Below are 14,772 nucleotides of genomic sequence, written 5' to 3' on the forward strand. Positions count from 1 at the left end.
GCTAGTTGACTTACCAGTAAAAGAGGGGGTAGGAAAACAGCAAAACCTCCGCGAAGCAGCAGCATCGGTTCACCGATGGCTGTCGTCTCGCAGAGGTTCAAACTTTTTACGCCTTGGCGCTGCTAATCGCAGGTTGGTTAGTTAAATAGGCAGGTAGCTTTTAAGCCGTCACTGTTTCCGCCGTGAGCAAGGTCGAGAAAGCCAGCAAATCGGCCTCACGGAAGGCACCAGCCATAACCTGCAAACCGATGGGCAAACCCGCCGCATCCTCGCCGGCCGGCACCGAGATGGCCGGCACGCCCGCCAGCGAGGCCTGCACGGTGAAAATATCGGCTAGGTACATGCTCAACGGGTCCTGCTTTTCGGCCAGCCTGAAAGCTGTCGTAGGGGTGGTGGGCAGCAGCAGGAAGTCATACTGCCGCAGCAGCTCGTCAGTTTTGTCCTTAATGAGGCGCCGGACCTGCTGGGCCTTGGTGTAATACGCGTCGTAGTAGTCGGCACTCAACACGAAGGTGCCCAGCAGGATACGCCGCTGCACCTCGGCGCCAAAGCCTTGGGCGCGGCTCTTCTTGTAGAGCGATTCCAGGTCCGTGGCATCCGGGGCGCGGTAGCCGTACTTCACCCCGTCGAAGCGGCCCAGGTTGGAGCTGGCCTCGGCGGTGGTGAGGATGTAATAAGTCGGAATCATGTAGTCGAGGTAGGGAAAATCGACTGGCTCGACTACGTGGCCTTGAGCGCGTAAGGTGTTCAGCGTCTCATCCAGGGCAGCTTTGATTTCCGGCTGCAAGCCCGGCCGGTTCACAGCGTCGGCGATGTAGCCGATGCGGTAGTGCGGGGCGGGCGCGAGCTGCTGGCTGTAGGCGGGTACTTCGCGCTGGCTGGCGGTGCTGTCCAGGCCATCGGGTCCGGCCATAACTTCCAGCAGCCGCGCCGCGTCTTCCACCGAGCGGGTGAGGGGCCCAATCTGGTCGAACGACGAGGCAAACGCCACCAGCCCGTAGCGCGAGACACGCGAATACGTGGGCTTAAAGCCAATCACGCCGCAAAAAGCCGCCGGCTGCCGCACCGAGCCGCCGGTGTCGGAGCCAATTGAGGCCAGGCACATATCAGCCTGCACCGCCACCGCTGAGCCACCCGACGAGCCGCCCGGCACCCGCTCCGGGTCCTGGGCATTGCGGGCGGGGCCGAAAAACGAGGTTTCGTTTGAGCCGCCCATCGCAAACTCATCACAGTTCTGGCGGCCAATCAGAATGGCGTCGGCGTCGAGCAGGCGCTGCACGGCCGTGCCGGTGAAGAGCGAGCGAAACCCGTCGAGCATCCGCGAGCTGCTTTGCAGCCGGTGGCCAGCGTAGGCCAGCACGTCCTTCAGCCCCAGCACCATGCCGGCCAGAGGGCCAGCCGTGCCGGCTGCGAGCTTGGCATCGACGGCGGCGGCCTGGGCGCGGGCCTCATCAGCCCACACTTCCAGAAAGGCGTTCAGATGAGCCTGCCGCTCGATGTTATCGAGGTAATAATCAACGAGCTGGCGGCAGGACAGATTGCCCACCGCCAGCTTGCTCTGCACTTCCGAAAGAGAATGAAAACGACGCAAAAGAATCAGGAGTTAGTTGTCAGTTGCTGGTTGTTCGCTGTCAGTTGGTTGTCGTCGGCTTGGCATTACCAGTTTAAATTATGCTGGCCCCAAACTAACAACTGACAACCAAAAACCGGCAACTTGCTGGCTTAGGCTTCCGAAGAATGAGTTTGGTCGAGGCGCGGCCGGGCCGTATCGGGCGTGCCGTAGGCCGGGGCGGCAGTTGAGCTGCCATCGGCGAGCGGCGTACCGATTACTGTCGGGTTGCCGGGCAGAGGCGTGTCGTGGTGCTGCACGGGCAGCGGGTTGTCGGTCAGGGTTGCCTCATAGGCGGGCGGCGTAGCGTAGGCGGCCGGCTGCTGGTAGGCTTGTTGAGATGGGGGTGGTGTTTGCCCCACTTTTTCAAACTCGCTGCGAATTTCACTGCTCGCGTCCTTGAACTCGCGGATGCCTTTGCCCAGACCGCGCGCCAGCTCTGGAATCTTGTTGGCGCCGAAGAAAATCAGAATGACGACCATGATGAGCATAATCTCACCGCCGCCCAAGTCACCGAGAAATAAGAGAGGACTGTTCATAATAGAAATCGATAAGTTAGTATCCGTTTTCAGAAGCAGCTGAGAGCTAGTTCCGTAAGTTAGTCTAGCGCCGGGGTTGCAGCGGGTCGTTGGGGTTGAGGGGGGTAGGGGCCGGCGGCGTAGTCGTCGTCTGGTCGTGGTAGCGGGGCTCGTCGGTGGGCTTGGTGGCATCTTTGAACTCGCGCACGCCCTGACCCATGCCCCGGAACAGCTCAGGGATTTTTTTAGCGCCGAAGAGCAAAATCAGTGCAAAGGCAATCAGCAGCATCTCGGAGGTGCCGAACGAGCCAATCAGAAACAAGGAGTCTAGCATGGAAGGGTGGGCCGGAACCCGGTTAAGGATGGAAAAACGGTTATACGTGGGCGCCGCGGCTTTGGGATTGTAAAGGTACCGAAAAGCCGGTTTCCTACCCCCCCTGTCCCAGCCGGAGCCTGTCAGTGCCTGCCGGCTGGCAACAGCGCCCGAACATTAAAAATGCGCGCCGAAGGGGCAATTTAGCTCGTTTAACCCCGCGCACGGACTGTTGGCCGACGAACGGACCAAAGTGGCGGCCATCGCGGGCTAGCTTTGTTAGCACTACATACTGAGTAGTTTATCCGCCCTACTACCCAGCTGTATCGGCGCTCAGCCCGGTTTAATTTATTCGCCTCTATGCCTTCCAGCTCGCTGATGTCCCCGCCAGGTCCTCCGGACCCAACGCCCACTCCGGGCCGGCGGCCACTGCTCAGTGCCCTGCGCCAAGTAAATGAGGCCGACCGCTTGGAGGCGCTGGGCAACTATCCGCTGCTCGATACGCTCCCCGAAAAGCACCTCGACGAGCTAACTCAGCTGGCGGCATTCATCTGCGGCACGTCTATGGCAGCGGTGTCTATCATCGGTGTCGACCGGCAGTTTCTCAAGGCCCGGTTTGGGCTCGACGCAACCGAGCTGTCCCACATCACTTTGTTCTGCCAGTACGCTATGCGGGCCGAGGATGTGTTTGAAATTTCGGACATGCTTCAGGACGCGGACTTCCGGGCGAGTCCCTTCGTCACCGGTGACCCTTTCCTGCGCTTCTACGCCGGAGTCGCGCTGCTCACGCCCGAGGGCCTGCCGCTGGGCACGCTCTGCGCCCTCGACACGACGCCCCACCAGCTCAGCGACGGGCAGCGTGAGGCCCTGCGCATTCTGGGGCGGCAGGTGGCGGCCCACCTGGAGCTGGGCCGCGCCCGGCAGCAGCTGGCTGAGGAAAAGGAAAAAATCGACAAGATCCTGCGGCTGGCTAACTCGGCGGCCCAGTCGGCGATGGTGGGGGGCTGGCGCAACGAGATTTTTGTGAAGCAGGAACAGCGGCTGGTGCGCGTGCTCACGGCCGATATTCACTACGTGGAGGCGCTGGGCGACTACGTGAACGTGCACACTACCCACGAGCGGTTCACGGTGTATGCCACCATGAAGGAGCTGGAAGCTAAGCTGCCGGCCCGTGACTTTGCCCGCGTCCACCGCAAGTACATCGTGCGCCTCGACCGCATCATGGTCATCGAAAATGACCTGCTGCTCCTCGACTCAGCGCAGGAAAATAGCCGCCTCTCCCAGTCCGTGCCCATCGGCAGCTCCTACAAGCCGGCGCTGCTGGGCCGCCTTAATCATGTGTAATTGGCCGTTGGCGGGGCAAAGCACGCTGTTCATCGAGAAACCGATTTAATTGGCCCAGGCAATGCTTCAGGTTGCCTTGCCAACGCTCAAATTTGTCCTGGTTATCGCCTATTAAGGGCCGCTAGCCGGAGCTGCCAAGGCCCCGGCATACGCCGCTTGCTGTAGGGGGTGGCTAAGTTTGTTTTCATAGCTCAGAAAGACCGGCGCTTCTAGTGCCGGTTTTTTTATGCCTACCCCCCCGGCGCGGCGCCAAGCCAACCCTAGCGCCGGCCCAGCCAGCTTTCGGGGTTCAGGTTTGAGGAGTTGTGCCAGACCTGAAACTGGACCTCGGCCGCGCCCTCGCTGTTGATGGCCACCGTGCCGATAGCATCACGCGCGTCCACGTGCTGGCCCTGGCGCACGCTCACCGAGCGCAGCTTGGCGTAGACGGTGAAGTAGTCGCCGTGCTGAATCATGACGATGTTGTTCATGCCCGCGATGCTGGCCACGGTGAGCACCGTGCCGCTAAAGCAGGCCCGCACGGCCTCACCAGCGTAAGTTTGGATATCGACGCCGCGGTTTTCGACCACCACGTGCCGCAGCACCGGGTGCGGATGCCGCCCAAACCGCTGGCTGATGAAGCCCCGCCCTACGGGCCAGGGCAGGCGCCCGCGGTTACCAGCAAATGAGGAGGAGAGCAGCGAGGTTTCGGGCGTCAGGGCCACGCGCGAGGCGCGGCGGTCGGCGGCGGCTTCGGCCGCCGTTTCGGGCGCGTCGGCGCCGCCGGCCGGGCGGTTGCGGCCGGCGGAGGGGGTAGGGGCGCGAGCGGCGCGCCGGGCGGCCAGTTCCTGCTCGCGGCGGCGGGCGGCGAGGCGGGCGGCCCGGGCGGCGCGGGCAATTTCCTCGCGCACGCGCTCGGCAATCAGGTTGTCGAGGCGGCGCACGGCCTGCTGGCGGTCTTGCAGCTGCTGGCGCAGGTCCTGCTCGCGCTGGCTGAGCTGCTGCACCATCTCGTCCTGCTGGGTCTTGAGGCTGAGCAGGTTCTGGTTTTCGGCCAGCTGCGAGCCCAGCAGGGTTTGCTTGCGCTGCTGCTGGCGCGTCAGGCCGCTGAGCTGCTGGTTGAGCTGCTGCTGAGCGCCGATGATGCGCTGGGCCTGGGCCTGCCGCTCTTCCGTGTACTGGCGCACGTAGCGCAGGCGCCGGGCAAACTCGTTAAACGAGTCGGCCGCAAACAGAAACATGAGCCGGTTGAAGCCGTTGGCCGTTTTCGAGGCGCCGTAGAGCAGGCGGGCGTATTCGGCGCGCAGCTCGGCCAGGGTCTGCTGGGTTTGCTGCACCTGCCGTACAGTCTGGCGCACGCCGGTTTCCAGGCCTTGCAGCTGGGTGTTGATGGTTTGGATGACGGTTTTCTTAACTGTCAGCTTTTCCTTAATCACGTTCAGCTCGCCCAGCGAGGCCTGCTTTTTCTGGGTAGTTTGGGTCAGCACCCGGCTGGTTTCCTGAATCTGGCGCAGGTTGCGGCGGCGCTCCCGCTCCAGCTGAGCCTTGCTCTTGGGCCGCTGGTTTCGGGTAGCGCGCTGCGCGGTGGCGGGCAGCGCCGCCAGCAGACACACCAAAAACAGCAGCAAGAGCCAGCCGCCCGTTGGTTGTTGCCAACTCCGCTTTCCCCAAAACCTGATTCCAACCACGATTTACTGAGTTATGAAGGCTATTCCGGGCCAGGCCGCGCCCGCCGCGCTGACCGCCCGCGAAGCGGAAGCGGTTTGGCGGGCGGCAGGGGGTAGGGATTCTGGCGGGAAGCACTTTCGGCTGAAATCCCTACCCCCCCCGGTTCTGACCAACTGCCTCAACAAGCAAATGCCGACTTACAGCCGCACCGATTTGTATTTGGCAGGAATTGAAAACGGAAAATTAAGCCTTTCGCGGTCTAAATCAACCTTCGAGTAGTTGATAGAAAGCGTGGTGGTGCCATCGGCGCCCTGCCGGGCCTGCACGAAGGTTGCGTGGGCGAAGGGCAGGTTGCTGGGCTCGACGGGCCGGAAATCCGAATAATCGACCGTCAGGCCGCGAGGCTTGCTGCTATCCGTTACCTTGAGCTGCTGCAAGCGGCCGGTGCTCAGGGCGATAAGCTGTTCGAGCAATAAGGTGGTCTGGGGGTAGCTCACGCGCTGCCGGCCCGCCTCGTTGACCACGGTGGGCGCGGTGCCGGCCGGCGCCGGAAAGTAGTCGCCGAGCAGCAGGGCCTGCAACTGCCCAAACGTGACGGGCACGCCCAGCAGCTGGCTCAGGTAGCGGTAGCCGCCGGCGAAATACTCACGCTGCAAGGGCATCACTACCCGCACCGAATCGGGGGTGAGCAGCGCCCGCACGCCCTCGACCCCCACCAGCGAGCCCGACAGCCAGATGGCACTGTCGCGGCGGATGCGCAGGCTCATGTTGGCTCCTTGTTTGCGGCCCTTGAAATCGATTTGCAGCTTGCCCTTGGCCTTGAGGTAGCGGAAAGTAGTGTTTTTGGCTTGCACGGCCGGCTCCACGGGCCGCACCGCCACGCTGGTAGCCGTCGTGGCTGGTTTGGTGGCGGCCAGCTTGCGGTGGCAGCCGCTTAGCATTGCTCCCACCAGCAGGGGTAGGGCCAGGGCTAGCGGCCGGCTCATCAGTCTATTCATAGAGTTTGCGGTCTTTCAGCTTGCGCTCCAAGAATTCGGAGCCGGTCCCGGCTTTACGGGCGCGCTGCCATTGCGTTAGCGCCAGGTCGGGCTGTTGCAGCTGCCAGAGCACGTCGCCGTAGTGTTCGATGACGGTGGCGTCGGTGGTGGTTTTCAGGGCCTGCTCCAGGGCTTGGCGGGCGCCGGCGTAGTCTTTCTGCTTATACAGTACCCAGGCGTAGGTGTCGAGGTAGGTGTCATTGCCGGGAAACCGCTTCAGCAGCTTTTCTATCAACTGCTTGGCCCGGTCCAGCTTCTGGCCGCGTAACGATAGAAAGTAACTGTAATTGTTAGCCGCCTGGGCATTTTCGGGGTCGGCCAGCAGCGCGGCCTCGTAGGCGGCATCCGACTTCTCGTAGTCTTTGAGGCTGTGGTAGGCATCGCCGAGCTGCGCATCAAACTGCGTGCGCAGCTCGGCGTTGTCGGTGGCCAGCTTGCGGCCGTATTCCAGCGCCTTCACGGCGCGGGCGGGCTGGCGGCGCTGCCCCTGCGCCACCCCGTTATAAAACCAGAGCGTGGCCTGATTCGGAAACAGCTCCAGCGCCCGGTCGGTGTGGGCCAGCAGCGAGTCGGCCTGATTCAGCTCGGCGTCGATGAGTACGACCTGCTGCCAGATTTGAAACTTCGAGTTGTCGAAGCGCAACGCCTTGAGGTAGAGGTTACGGGCTTCGCGGCGGCGGCCGGTCAGGGCTTCCACGTCGCCGGCCACGGCGTAGGCCTTAGCTTCCTTGGGGTGGGCGCTGATGGTGGTAGCGGCCAGCGCACGGGCCGTCTCGTTCACGGCCGGGCTGGCGCTGGGCAGCTGCTTGAGGTAGCCGACCAGGATGCGCACCTGCTCATCAATGCCCAGCGCCGGACTGGCGAACGCCAGCCTGAGCTGCTGCGCGCTGGCCGGCGCCTGACCCTGCTGGCGGTAGGCTTCAGCCAGAATCAGGTGGGCCTGGGGGTTGTCGGGGTCGAGCTTCAGGGCCTGCTCGGCCACCCGGATGGCGTCGGGCAGGCGGTTGTTGTTGGCGTACAATTCCGCCTGGGCCAGCACGTAGCGGGGCTCGCTGGGGTTGGCCTGAATCAGCTTTTCGCCTTCCTGCACGGCCGCCGTCAGGTTGTTTTGGCGCAGATAAATCTGCTGCTTTTTGAAGGCAATTTCATCGACGGCCCCGAACTGCTTTTCAGCCTGATTCAGCGTGCTCAAAGCCTCAGATAGCTTGTTCTGGGCCAAGTACAAATCGGCCAGATTAAACAAGTAGGAGCCCGCGCCGGGCACCTCGCGCACCAGCGTGGCGTAGGTGCGCGTGGCGGCGTCATATTGCTTCTGGGAGGCCTGCACCTGGGCCAGCAAGAGGTAGTAGTACGTGTTTTTGGGGTCAAGGCGCACGGCGGCCTCGGCGTAGCCGGTGGCATCGCGCAGGTTGCCGCTGAGCATGTTGGCCTCGGCCAGCTTGTAGTTGATGGCGGCGTTGGTGGGCGCAAACTGGTAGGCCCGCAGCAGCTTTTCCAGCGCCTTGGGGTAGTCTTCGAGCAACACGTATTTCACGCCTTCTACAAACAGCGCCTCGCTCTGCTCACGGTCGCGCTCCGAGAGCGCGGCGCCGGCCAGCGGCCCCGGCGTGGCCAGCCGCTGAGCCAGCTCGCGCCGCTCCTTGCGGCTGAGCTTGGCCGGCGTCTGGGCCGAAGCGCACGTCGTCAGCCCTCCCAAAATCAGCAACGTGAAGAGCAAACGGCGCATGGCAAGAAGGCCCCGAAGGCGGCCCGCTGGATAAGATATAGAAATGCAGGCCTAACGTGTAAAGTTAAGCCGGCATTCCATTTAGTGAGCTTTGTCACCAAAAGAGGGGGTAGGGAAAGCAGACCTCGCTGTGCGGAGCCTACTTTCCCTACCCCCTCTTTTGGTGATTTTCGGGCCTAACTCACCGGCCTCAGACTCGCAGCTGGTTGTAGTCGCCGAGGCTCAAATCGCGCGGGTTGCCGCTCACGCTGGCGTGGTTGCCGACCATCGAGTTGGTCACGTTTACGTCGAGCACCGTGGCCGATTCCTGCACGATGGAGTTACTCAGGCGGGCGTCGCGCACGTTGGCGTGGGCGCCCAGGCTCACGTGCGGCCCCACCACGGAGTTGGTGATGATGGCGCCTTCGCCCACGTACACCGGCTCAATCAGCACCGAGTTGGTGATGATGGCCGACTCGGCGACCAGCTTCTCACCGCGCTCCTTTAAATACTCCAAATAGCGCTGATTGGTGAACACTGTGGCGTCCTTGTTGCCGCAGTCCAGCCACTCGGTCACTTGGCCGGGCACGAACACGGTGCCCTGATTTTTCATGTTCTCCAGCGCATTAGTAAGCTGAAACTCGCCCTTGTCCTTGATGTCGTTGTCGAGCAGGTATTGCAGCTCGCGGCGCAGGTACTCGCCGTCCTGGAAGTAGTAGATGCCGATGATGGCCAAATCGGATACGAACTGCTCCGGCTTTTCCACGAAGCCGGTAATCTGGCCCTGCTCGTTGAGACTGACGACGCCGAACGGGCGCGGGTCTTCCACTTTCTGCACCCAGATGGTGCCGGCCACGCTGCTATCGAGCTGAAAGTCAGCTTTAAAAAGCGTGTCAGCGAAGGCCACCACCAGCGGCCCGCTCAACGATTCTTTGGCGCACAAAATGGCGTGGGCCGTGCCCAGCGGCTCGTCCTGATAGGTGATGGTGCCGCGCGCGCCGACCGACTCGGCGATGGCAACCAGGCTTTTCTCGACGGCCGCGCCGAAGCTGCGCCCGATGATGAAGGCCACTTCCTCCACGTCATCGCCGCAGACTTTGGCGATGTCCTCGACCAGCCGTTGCACGATGGGCTTGCCGGCAATCGGAATCAGGGGCTTGGGAACGGTGAGGGTGTGGGGGCGCATCCGCTTGCCCATGCCAGCCATCGGGACGATGATTTTCATGTAGGAGGGTTGTTGGAAAAGAGGGGGGTAGGAATTTGGGAAAAGTCAGCTTGTAGGATGTAGCATTCAGGCCAGAGCCGGCGCGGCAGCGGGGACTTCTTGCAACAGACTCAGCAGCACGGCCGGGTCGATATTGCCGCCGGTCACGACGGCCACCGTTTGGCGGGCGGCGGGCAGCTCGGCGCGGTGGTAGAGGTAGGCGGCCAGGGGCAAAGCGGCGGTGGGCTCTACCAGCAGCCGTGATTCGGTGAGCAGGCACCGGGTCGCCCGGCGAATTTCAGCTTCGCTCACTGTGATAATATCGTCGACGTAACGCTGCAAATGGGCAAAGGTTAGGTCGCCGACTTCCAGCGTGCGTACACCGTCGGCCAGGGTCCGGTTGGTGTCGGCGGCGGGCCAGCCGACGATTTGCCCGCTGCGCAGCGAGGCCTGCGCATCAGCGGCCAGCTCGGGCTCCACGCCGATAATCTTCACTTCCGGCCGCAGGGTTTTCAGCGCCACGGCCAGCCCGCTGATGAGGCCGCCGCCGCCCACCGGCACCAGCACCAGGTCTACGGCGGGCAAATCCTGTAAGATTTCCAGCCCCACGGTGCCCTGCCCGGCGATGACGTGAAAGTCGTTGAAGGGCGGCACCAGCACGTAGGGCGAGCGTTGCATGAGGCGGGCGGCCACGTCCTCGCGCCGTTCCACGGCCGGGTCATACAGCACTACTTCGGCCCCATAGCTGCGCGTGCCGGCTACTTTCACCTCGGGCGAGTTGGTCGGCATCACAATCACGGCCTGGATGCCAAGCTGCTGCGCGGCGCGGGCCACACCCTGCGCGTGGTTGCCGCTGGAATAGGCAATGACGCCGCGCTGCCGCTCCTCACTCGTCAAGCTCAAAAGCCGGTTGCTGGCGCCCCGAATCTTGAAGGAGCCCACAGCCTGCAGGTTTTCGGGCTTCAGATAAAGCTGGGCGCCATCGGCTTCGGGCCCGCCGAAGGGTAGCAGCGGCGTGCGCAACACCACGCCCCGCAGCCGGGCCTGGGCCTGCTCGATGTCAGTAAAGGTTACGAGGTTAGGTTGGGTAGACATGGGAGAGAGGCGGTCATGCAGAGCAGAGCGAAGCATTTCGCGTGGGGAAATAACATAATCGTTGCTCAGTCATTTTGATTAGTTAGCGAGCAAGATGCTTCGCTGCGCTCTGCATGACGTTCTTTTCGCTCAATAAATCAAACGCCGGTGCTGCCGTAGCCGCCGCTGCCGCGCTCGGTCGGGTTGAGGGTTTCGGCGGGCTGCCATTCTACTACCTCGTGTTTGGCGACGACAAGCTGCGCAATTCGCTCGCCGTCGCGCACCACGAAGGGCTCGTTGGATAGATTCACCAGCAGCACCTGCACCTCGCCGCGGTAGTCGGCGTCGATGGTGCCGGGGCTATTGACCAGGCCAATGCCGTGCCTGACGGCCAGCCCGCTGCGAGGTCTCACCTGCGCCTCGTAGCCGACCGGAATCTCCAGGCTCAGGCCCGTGGGAATGAGGGCGCGCGCCAGCGGCGCCAGCGTCACGGGCGCTTCGGGCAGATGGGCGCGCAGATCGAGGCCGGCGGCGTGGGCCGTTTGGTAGGCCGGCAGCGGATGACCAGAGTGGTTGAGAACGGGAATACGCATGAAAGCCGGAACTGATTGGGCGACCAAAGATAGGCAGGTGGGAAGGGCGATAGGGGCATTATCAGGCGGCTACTGGCCTCACAACTCGCGGCCGTTCCACCACCCACAAGGCCAGCAAAAAGCTGGCAGTCAGGCCCGCGTGCCAGGCGTGGCGCGCCCACCAGCCAGCCACGGGTACTAGCCAGCCCAGCGCTACCAAGCCGGTGGCAACCAGCAGCCACAGCCCCAATCGCCGGGCCGGGTAGGGCACTGGAAAGTGCCGCTCGCCCAGCCGCCAGCACAGCACGGCCATCAGGAAATAGCAGGCCAGCGTGGCAATGGCGCTGCCCATGTAGCCCAGCACCGGAATCAGCAGGAAGTTGAGCGCGATAGTCAGCACCGCCCCGGCCGCTCCGATGTAGGTGCCGTAGTAGGTTTTATCCGTCAGCTTAAACCAGACCGACAAGTTATAGTACACGCCCAGAAACAAGTTCGCCAGTAGTAAAATCGGTACCACCATCAAGCCCTGCAAATACTCATCACGCTGTAAAAATAGTCTCCCAAAATCTTCTACATTCAAGCTAATGCTTACGAAAATAACGGCGCAGCAGAGTGTAAACCACTTCAGCACCAGCGCGAACGTGGCCGGCGAGTTCTTTTCGGCGCTCTGAGCGAAGAAAAAAGGCTCGGCCGCGTAGCGGAACGCCTGAATAACCAAGGTCATGAAGATGCTCAGCTTGTAGCAGGCCCCATAAATGCCTACCGCCGTCAGGCTGCTCTGACCGGGGTAGAAGCCCTTAGGCAGCCACTTGGGCAGCAGAATGCGGTCCAGCGTCTCGTTCACCATGCCCGCCAGGCCCATCAGCAGCAGGGGGTAGGCGTAAGCGAGCAGCGGCTTTAGCAAGCCCAGGTTTAGCCGAAATTTGAAATCCAGCAGTTCGCGCCAGAGCAGCAGCAGCGTGAGGGCGCTGGCTGCCAGGTTCGACAGAAACACGTAGCCGACGCCCACCGTGGGGTCGTACGTCTGCACCACTAGCGGCTGCAGCGAGGTCAGGTACTTGCCGCTCGCCACCGCCGGGCAGAACACGATAAAGAACAGGTTCAAGGCCACGTTCAGCACGATGCCCGCCAGCTTGATGCTGGCAAACCTGCGCGCTTTGTTTTCTAGCCGCAGCCGCGCAAATGGGATGGCCGAGAGCGCATCCAGCCCCAGAATCAGGGCCACCCACTCCGCGTACCGCTCGTGGCCAAGCGGAATATTGAGCAGTCCCAGCAGTGGCCGCGCCAGCAGCATCAGCGCCAGCGTGAGGCTGGCCGTGCTCACCAGCAGCAAGCTCAAAACCCGGTCGTACAGCTCGCGCCGGTCAGTGTCCGGCCGATTAGCGAAACGGAAAAACGTAGTTTCCATACCATAGGTAAACACCACGTTCAGAAACGAGACGTAAGCATACAAGCCTGTCACGACGCCGTACTCGGCCGCCGCGAAGGCCCCGGTATACACCGGCACCAGCAGGTAGCTCAGCACGCGCCCCACGATGCTGCTTACGCCGTAGATAGCCGTTTGCGAGGCGAGTTTTTTAGCAATGCTCATAAGTTAGTGTCGCATCCTTGGCGCGGGGTTCCGGCCCCGTGCCGTTTAGTCATCGGCCTTTAGCCGGGCCACGCCATTCGGGCAGGCTTGCGTGTCGTTACTAATACATTGTTCTGCTTGTTCTGTCGGTCAGCGGCCTGCTAGTAGTCGGCGCGGGGCAAAGCTCCGCGCCAAGACAGAGTATTAAATCGCTTTACTTCCCCACAAACTTCGCCGGCCGCTTCTCCAGAAAGGCCTGCGTGCCCTCCCGGAAGTCCTCCGTCTCGAAGGCATGGCCAAATGCCTGCGCCTCGGTGGTGTAGCCGTTTTCAGCCGGCGCAAACACCGCGTTTACACACTTAATGACCAAGCCCAGGGCCAGCGGCGCGCGGCTCAGCATCCGGCCCAGCAACTGCCGGCTGAAGTCGAGCAGCTCGGCGGCGGGCACCGTGTGATTGACCAAACCCAGGCGCAGAGCTTCGTCGGCTTTCACCTGGTCGGCGGTAAGCATCAATTCCAGGGCTTTGGCCTTGCCCACCAGCTGCGTCAGGCGCTGGGTGCCGCCGAAGCCAGGCAGCAGGCCCAATGTCACTTCGGGCATCCCAAAGCGGGCGTTGTCGGCGGCCACGCGCACGTGGCAGGCCATCGCCAGCTCGCAGCCGCCGCCCAGGGCAAAGCCGTTCACGGCCGCTACCACCGGCTTGGGACTCTGCTCAATCATGGCAAACACTTCCTGCCCCCGCTCCGCTGCGCGCTGCGCGCCGGCCCCATCCAGCGCGGCCAGTTCGGCAATGTCGGCGCCGGCCACGAACGCCTTTTCGCCGCTGCCCGTCAGCAGTACGCCGCGCACTTGCGCATCAGCCAAGGCCTGCTGCATGGCCTGGCCCAGCTCTTCCATAGTGGCCGCGTTCAAGGCGTTGAGCTTGCTGGCGCGGTTCAGGGTCAAGGTCAGGACGCCGCTTTCGGTGTCGAGGTCATAGAGCAGGTTTTCAAAGGACAAGGTCATAAGGCAGAGAAAAGAACGTCAGGTTGGCGCCGGGCCAAAGATAGAAGCCCGCGCCGCTGTCAGCCGACTGGTCGCTAGCCATAGCCAATTAGACGATAGCGGAGTTGGGTTGGTCGAAATAAGCAGCGAAGCGCAATCTGGCAGCGCATTTTTACGGCCTGCCCTGGCCTCCATTCCCTGCAAAGCTGTCCGGTTAGGACCTTTCACTCAACTACTTGTGCTTATGCTTCTTTACGCTACTTTTCTAGAATTTCTTAAGGAGGAAAATGCGCCTAACCTGGCCCTGGCCTTCAGCTTCACCCTGCTCGCCCTGCTAGCCGTGAAAGCGGCAGGCCGCTTGCGGCAGGTTTTCGTCGGCGAGAGCCCCGGACGTAACGCCCGCCGCCGGGCCACGTTTGCCGGGCGCCGCTCGCGGCGTCCGGCCCGCTGATTGCTGCCCTGGCTGCTTCTACCGCGTAGCCTTGCCGCTGAACTTCGCGGGGCGCCAAACAGTTTTGGCAAGTAATCTGCCAGTGGCCGCGTGGCCGTATTCTGTCTTGCTTATGACGCGTTTGATTGCTGTTGCTGTGCTCCTCACGGCATTCTTGCCCGTTGCCTACGCGCAAACTCCCGCCGGCGCTCCCGACTTTCCAGCTCCCGCCGCAGTCCCTACCCCCCCTGCCGCTGCCAACCCCCGCCAAAGCCCCGCCGCCAAAGCTCGCGATGAGCGCCGCCAGCGCATGAGCCCCGACGAAGCCCGCCGCGACCAGCAGCTTGAAATTCTGGAGGCCCGCGCTGGTGGCACCGGCAACACCAGCCTGAGCCGCGATGCCAGCCAGGCCCGTCAGTATGAGGGCCGGGGAGGTGGCTTTAAGGTCCGAAAATTTAAGGACAAGCGCCCTACCGCCAAAAAGCAGAAGCGCGGTCAGACTCATATGGCCGGCGGCATCAACCCCAGAGGCCAGCGGCTAATTGATAAAAAGCGTAAGAAGTTTTTGTTTTTCTAATCCGTTGTCTGAACCACGGATTTATCGGATTAAAAGGATTAATCGGATTTCGGGGACGATTCCGCAAGCTTAATTTCAAATTCCTACCCTCTCTAAAAAAGCAAAAGGCCACTCGCGAGAGTGGCCTTCTTTGGTTCTTATCTGAAGAAGTAAGTCAATGACCGAATCGTCCCCGAAATCCGATTAA

14 protein-coding genes are annotated in these 14,772 nt (G+C 62.3%); 3 read left to right on the forward strand and 11 right to left on the reverse strand.

Annotated features, from left to right (window positions below):
• Positions 1–160: 160 nt before the first annotated feature.
• The 3 genes from gatA to ACFE70_RS06640 form a co-directional block, all read right to left on the reverse strand.
• Positions 161–1,591 (reverse strand): Asp-tRNA(Asn)/Glu-tRNA(Gln) amidotransferase subunit GatA, encoded by a 1,431-nt coding sequence (gene gatA, locus ACFE70_RS06630; RefSeq protein ID WP_375416939.1) that lies wholly within the window; start codon positions 1,589–1,591, stop codon positions 161–163.
• Positions 1,592–1,722: 131 nt separating this feature from the next.
• On the reverse strand, positions 1,723–2,148 hold the full coding sequence (gene tatA, locus ACFE70_RS06635; RefSeq protein WP_375416940.1) for a twin-arginine translocase TatA/TatE family subunit: 426 nt from the start codon (positions 2,146–2,148) through the stop codon (positions 1,723–1,725).
• A gap of 64 nt (positions 2,149–2,212) precedes the next feature.
• Complete coding sequence (locus ACFE70_RS06640; protein ID WP_375416941.1) at positions 2,213–2,461, reverse strand: twin-arginine translocase TatA/TatE family subunit; 249 nt, start codon at positions 2,459–2,461, stop codon at positions 2,213–2,215.
• Positions 2,462–2,800: 339 nt separating this feature from the next.
• On the opposite strand from ACFE70_RS06640, the gene ACFE70_RS06645 reads away from it, so the two are divergent.
• Positions 2,801–3,784, forward strand: coding sequence for a LytTR family transcriptional regulator DNA-binding domain-containing protein (locus ACFE70_RS06645; protein ID WP_375416942.1), 984 nt, complete (start codon positions 2,801–2,803; stop codon positions 3,782–3,784).
• Between the two features lie 260 nt (positions 3,785–4,044).
• On the opposite strand, the gene ACFE70_RS06650 is transcribed toward ACFE70_RS06645, so the two are convergent.
• The 8 genes from ACFE70_RS06650 to ACFE70_RS06685 all read right to left on the reverse strand — a co-directional run bounded on the left by ACFE70_RS06650 (position 4,045) and on the right by ACFE70_RS06685 (position 13,599).
• Positions 4,045–5,391: a murein hydrolase activator EnvC family protein gene (locus ACFE70_RS06650; protein ID WP_375416943.1), complete on the reverse strand. Its 1,347-nt coding sequence runs from the start codon at positions 5,389–5,391 to the stop codon at positions 4,045–4,047.
• Positions 5,392–5,628: 237 nt separating this feature from the next.
• Entirely contained in the window at positions 5,629–6,429 is an 801-nt protein-coding gene (locus ACFE70_RS06655) for a DUF4292 domain-containing protein (RefSeq protein WP_375416944.1), read from the reverse strand.
• Positions 6,422–8,194 carry a tetratricopeptide repeat protein gene (locus ACFE70_RS06660; RefSeq protein ID WP_375416945.1) on the reverse strand — a complete coding sequence of 591 codons (1,773 nt, stop codon included), beginning with the start codon at positions 8,192–8,194 and terminating at the stop codon, positions 6,422–6,424. The genes ACFE70_RS06655 and ACFE70_RS06660 overlap by 8 nt, the downstream gene beginning before the upstream one ends.
• Before the next feature lie 190 nt (positions 8,195–8,384).
• Complete coding sequence (locus ACFE70_RS06665; protein WP_375416946.1) at positions 8,385–9,398, reverse strand: sugar phosphate nucleotidyltransferase; 1,014 nt, start codon at positions 9,396–9,398, stop codon at positions 8,385–8,387.
• A 66-nt stretch (positions 9,399–9,464) separates the two neighbouring features.
• Positions 9,465–10,472, reverse strand: a complete 1,008-nt coding sequence (locus tag ACFE70_RS06670; protein WP_375416947.1) for a threonine/serine dehydratase — start codon at positions 10,470–10,472, stop codon at positions 9,465–9,467.
• A gap of 137 nt (positions 10,473–10,609) precedes the next feature.
• Entirely contained in the window at positions 10,610–11,044 is a 435-nt protein-coding gene (gene dut / locus ACFE70_RS06675; protein ID WP_375416948.1) for a dUTP diphosphatase, read from the reverse strand.
• Positions 11,045–11,105: 61 nt separating this feature from the next.
• The gene (locus ACFE70_RS06680) at positions 11,106–12,614 is read right to left on the reverse strand and encodes a polysaccharide biosynthesis C-terminal domain-containing protein (protein ID WP_375416949.1); all 1,509 of its coding nucleotides are present in this window, start codon (positions 12,612–12,614) and stop codon (positions 11,106–11,108) included.
• Positions 12,615–12,807: 193 nt separating this feature from the next.
• Positions 12,808–13,599: an enoyl-CoA hydratase/isomerase family protein gene (locus tag ACFE70_RS06685; RefSeq protein WP_375416950.1), complete on the reverse strand. Its 792-nt coding sequence runs from the start codon at positions 13,597–13,599 to the stop codon at positions 12,808–12,810.
• Between the two features lie 223 nt (positions 13,600–13,822).
• Between ACFE70_RS06685 and ACFE70_RS06690 the strand changes: the two genes are divergently transcribed.
• Positions 13,823–14,029: a hypothetical protein gene (locus tag ACFE70_RS06690; protein WP_375416951.1), complete on the forward strand. Its 207-nt coding sequence runs from the start codon at positions 13,823–13,825 to the stop codon at positions 14,027–14,029.
• 112 nt (positions 14,030–14,141) lie between these two features.
• A complete protein-coding gene (locus tag ACFE70_RS06695) occupies positions 14,142–14,585 on the forward strand; it encodes a hypothetical protein (protein WP_375416952.1) in 444 nt (147 codons plus the stop codon).
• Positions 14,586–14,772 lie beyond the last annotated feature (187 nt).

The sequence above is a fragment of the uncultured Hymenobacter sp. genome (genome assembly GCF_964243305.1).
Classification (GTDB): Bacteria; Bacteroidota; Bacteroidia; order Cytophagales; family Hymenobacteraceae; genus Hymenobacter.

Excerpts from the sequence above, each read along its gene's own strand:
- ACFE70_RS06640 (WP_375416941.1), bottom strand. The coding sequence starts at position 2,461 with ATGCTAGACTCCTTGTTTCTGATTGGCTCGTTCGGCACCTCCGAGATG.
- ACFE70_RS06665 (WP_375416946.1), bottom strand. The coding sequence starts at position 9,398 with ATGAAAATCATCGTCCCGATGGCTGGCATGGGCAAGCGGATGCGCCCC.
- ACFE70_RS06655 (WP_375416944.1), bottom strand. The coding sequence starts at position 6,429 with ATGAATAGACTGATGAGCCGGCCGCTAGCCCTGGCCCTACCCCTGCTG.
- ACFE70_RS06680 (WP_375416949.1), bottom strand. The coding sequence starts at position 12,614 with ATGAGCATTGCTAAAAAACTCGCCTCGCAAACGGCTATCTACGGCGTA.
- ACFE70_RS06670 (WP_375416947.1), bottom strand. The coding sequence starts at position 10,472 with ATGTCTACCCAACCTAACCTCGTAACCTTTACTGACATCGAGCAGGCC.
- ACFE70_RS06690 (WP_375416951.1), top strand. The coding sequence starts at position 13,823 with ATGCTTCTTTACGCTACTTTTCTAGAATTTCTTAAGGAGGAAAATGCG.
- ACFE70_RS06645 (WP_375416942.1), top strand. The coding sequence starts at position 2,801 with ATGCCTTCCAGCTCGCTGATGTCCCCGCCAGGTCCTCCGGACCCAACG.
- ACFE70_RS06660 (WP_375416945.1), bottom strand. The coding sequence starts at position 8,194 with ATGCGCCGTTTGCTCTTCACGTTGCTGATTTTGGGAGGGCTGACGACG.
- dut (WP_375416948.1), bottom strand. The coding sequence starts at position 11,044 with ATGCGTATTCCCGTTCTCAACCACTCTGGTCATCCGCTGCCGGCCTAC.
- ACFE70_RS06695 (WP_375416952.1), top strand. The coding sequence starts at position 14,142 with ATGACGCGTTTGATTGCTGTTGCTGTGCTCCTCACGGCATTCTTGCCC.
- tatA (WP_375416940.1), bottom strand. The coding sequence starts at position 2,148 with ATGAACAGTCCTCTCTTATTTCTCGGTGACTTGGGCGGCGGTGAGATT.
- ACFE70_RS06685 (WP_375416950.1), bottom strand. The coding sequence starts at position 13,599 with ATGACCTTGTCCTTTGAAAACCTGCTCTATGACCTCGACACCGAAAGC.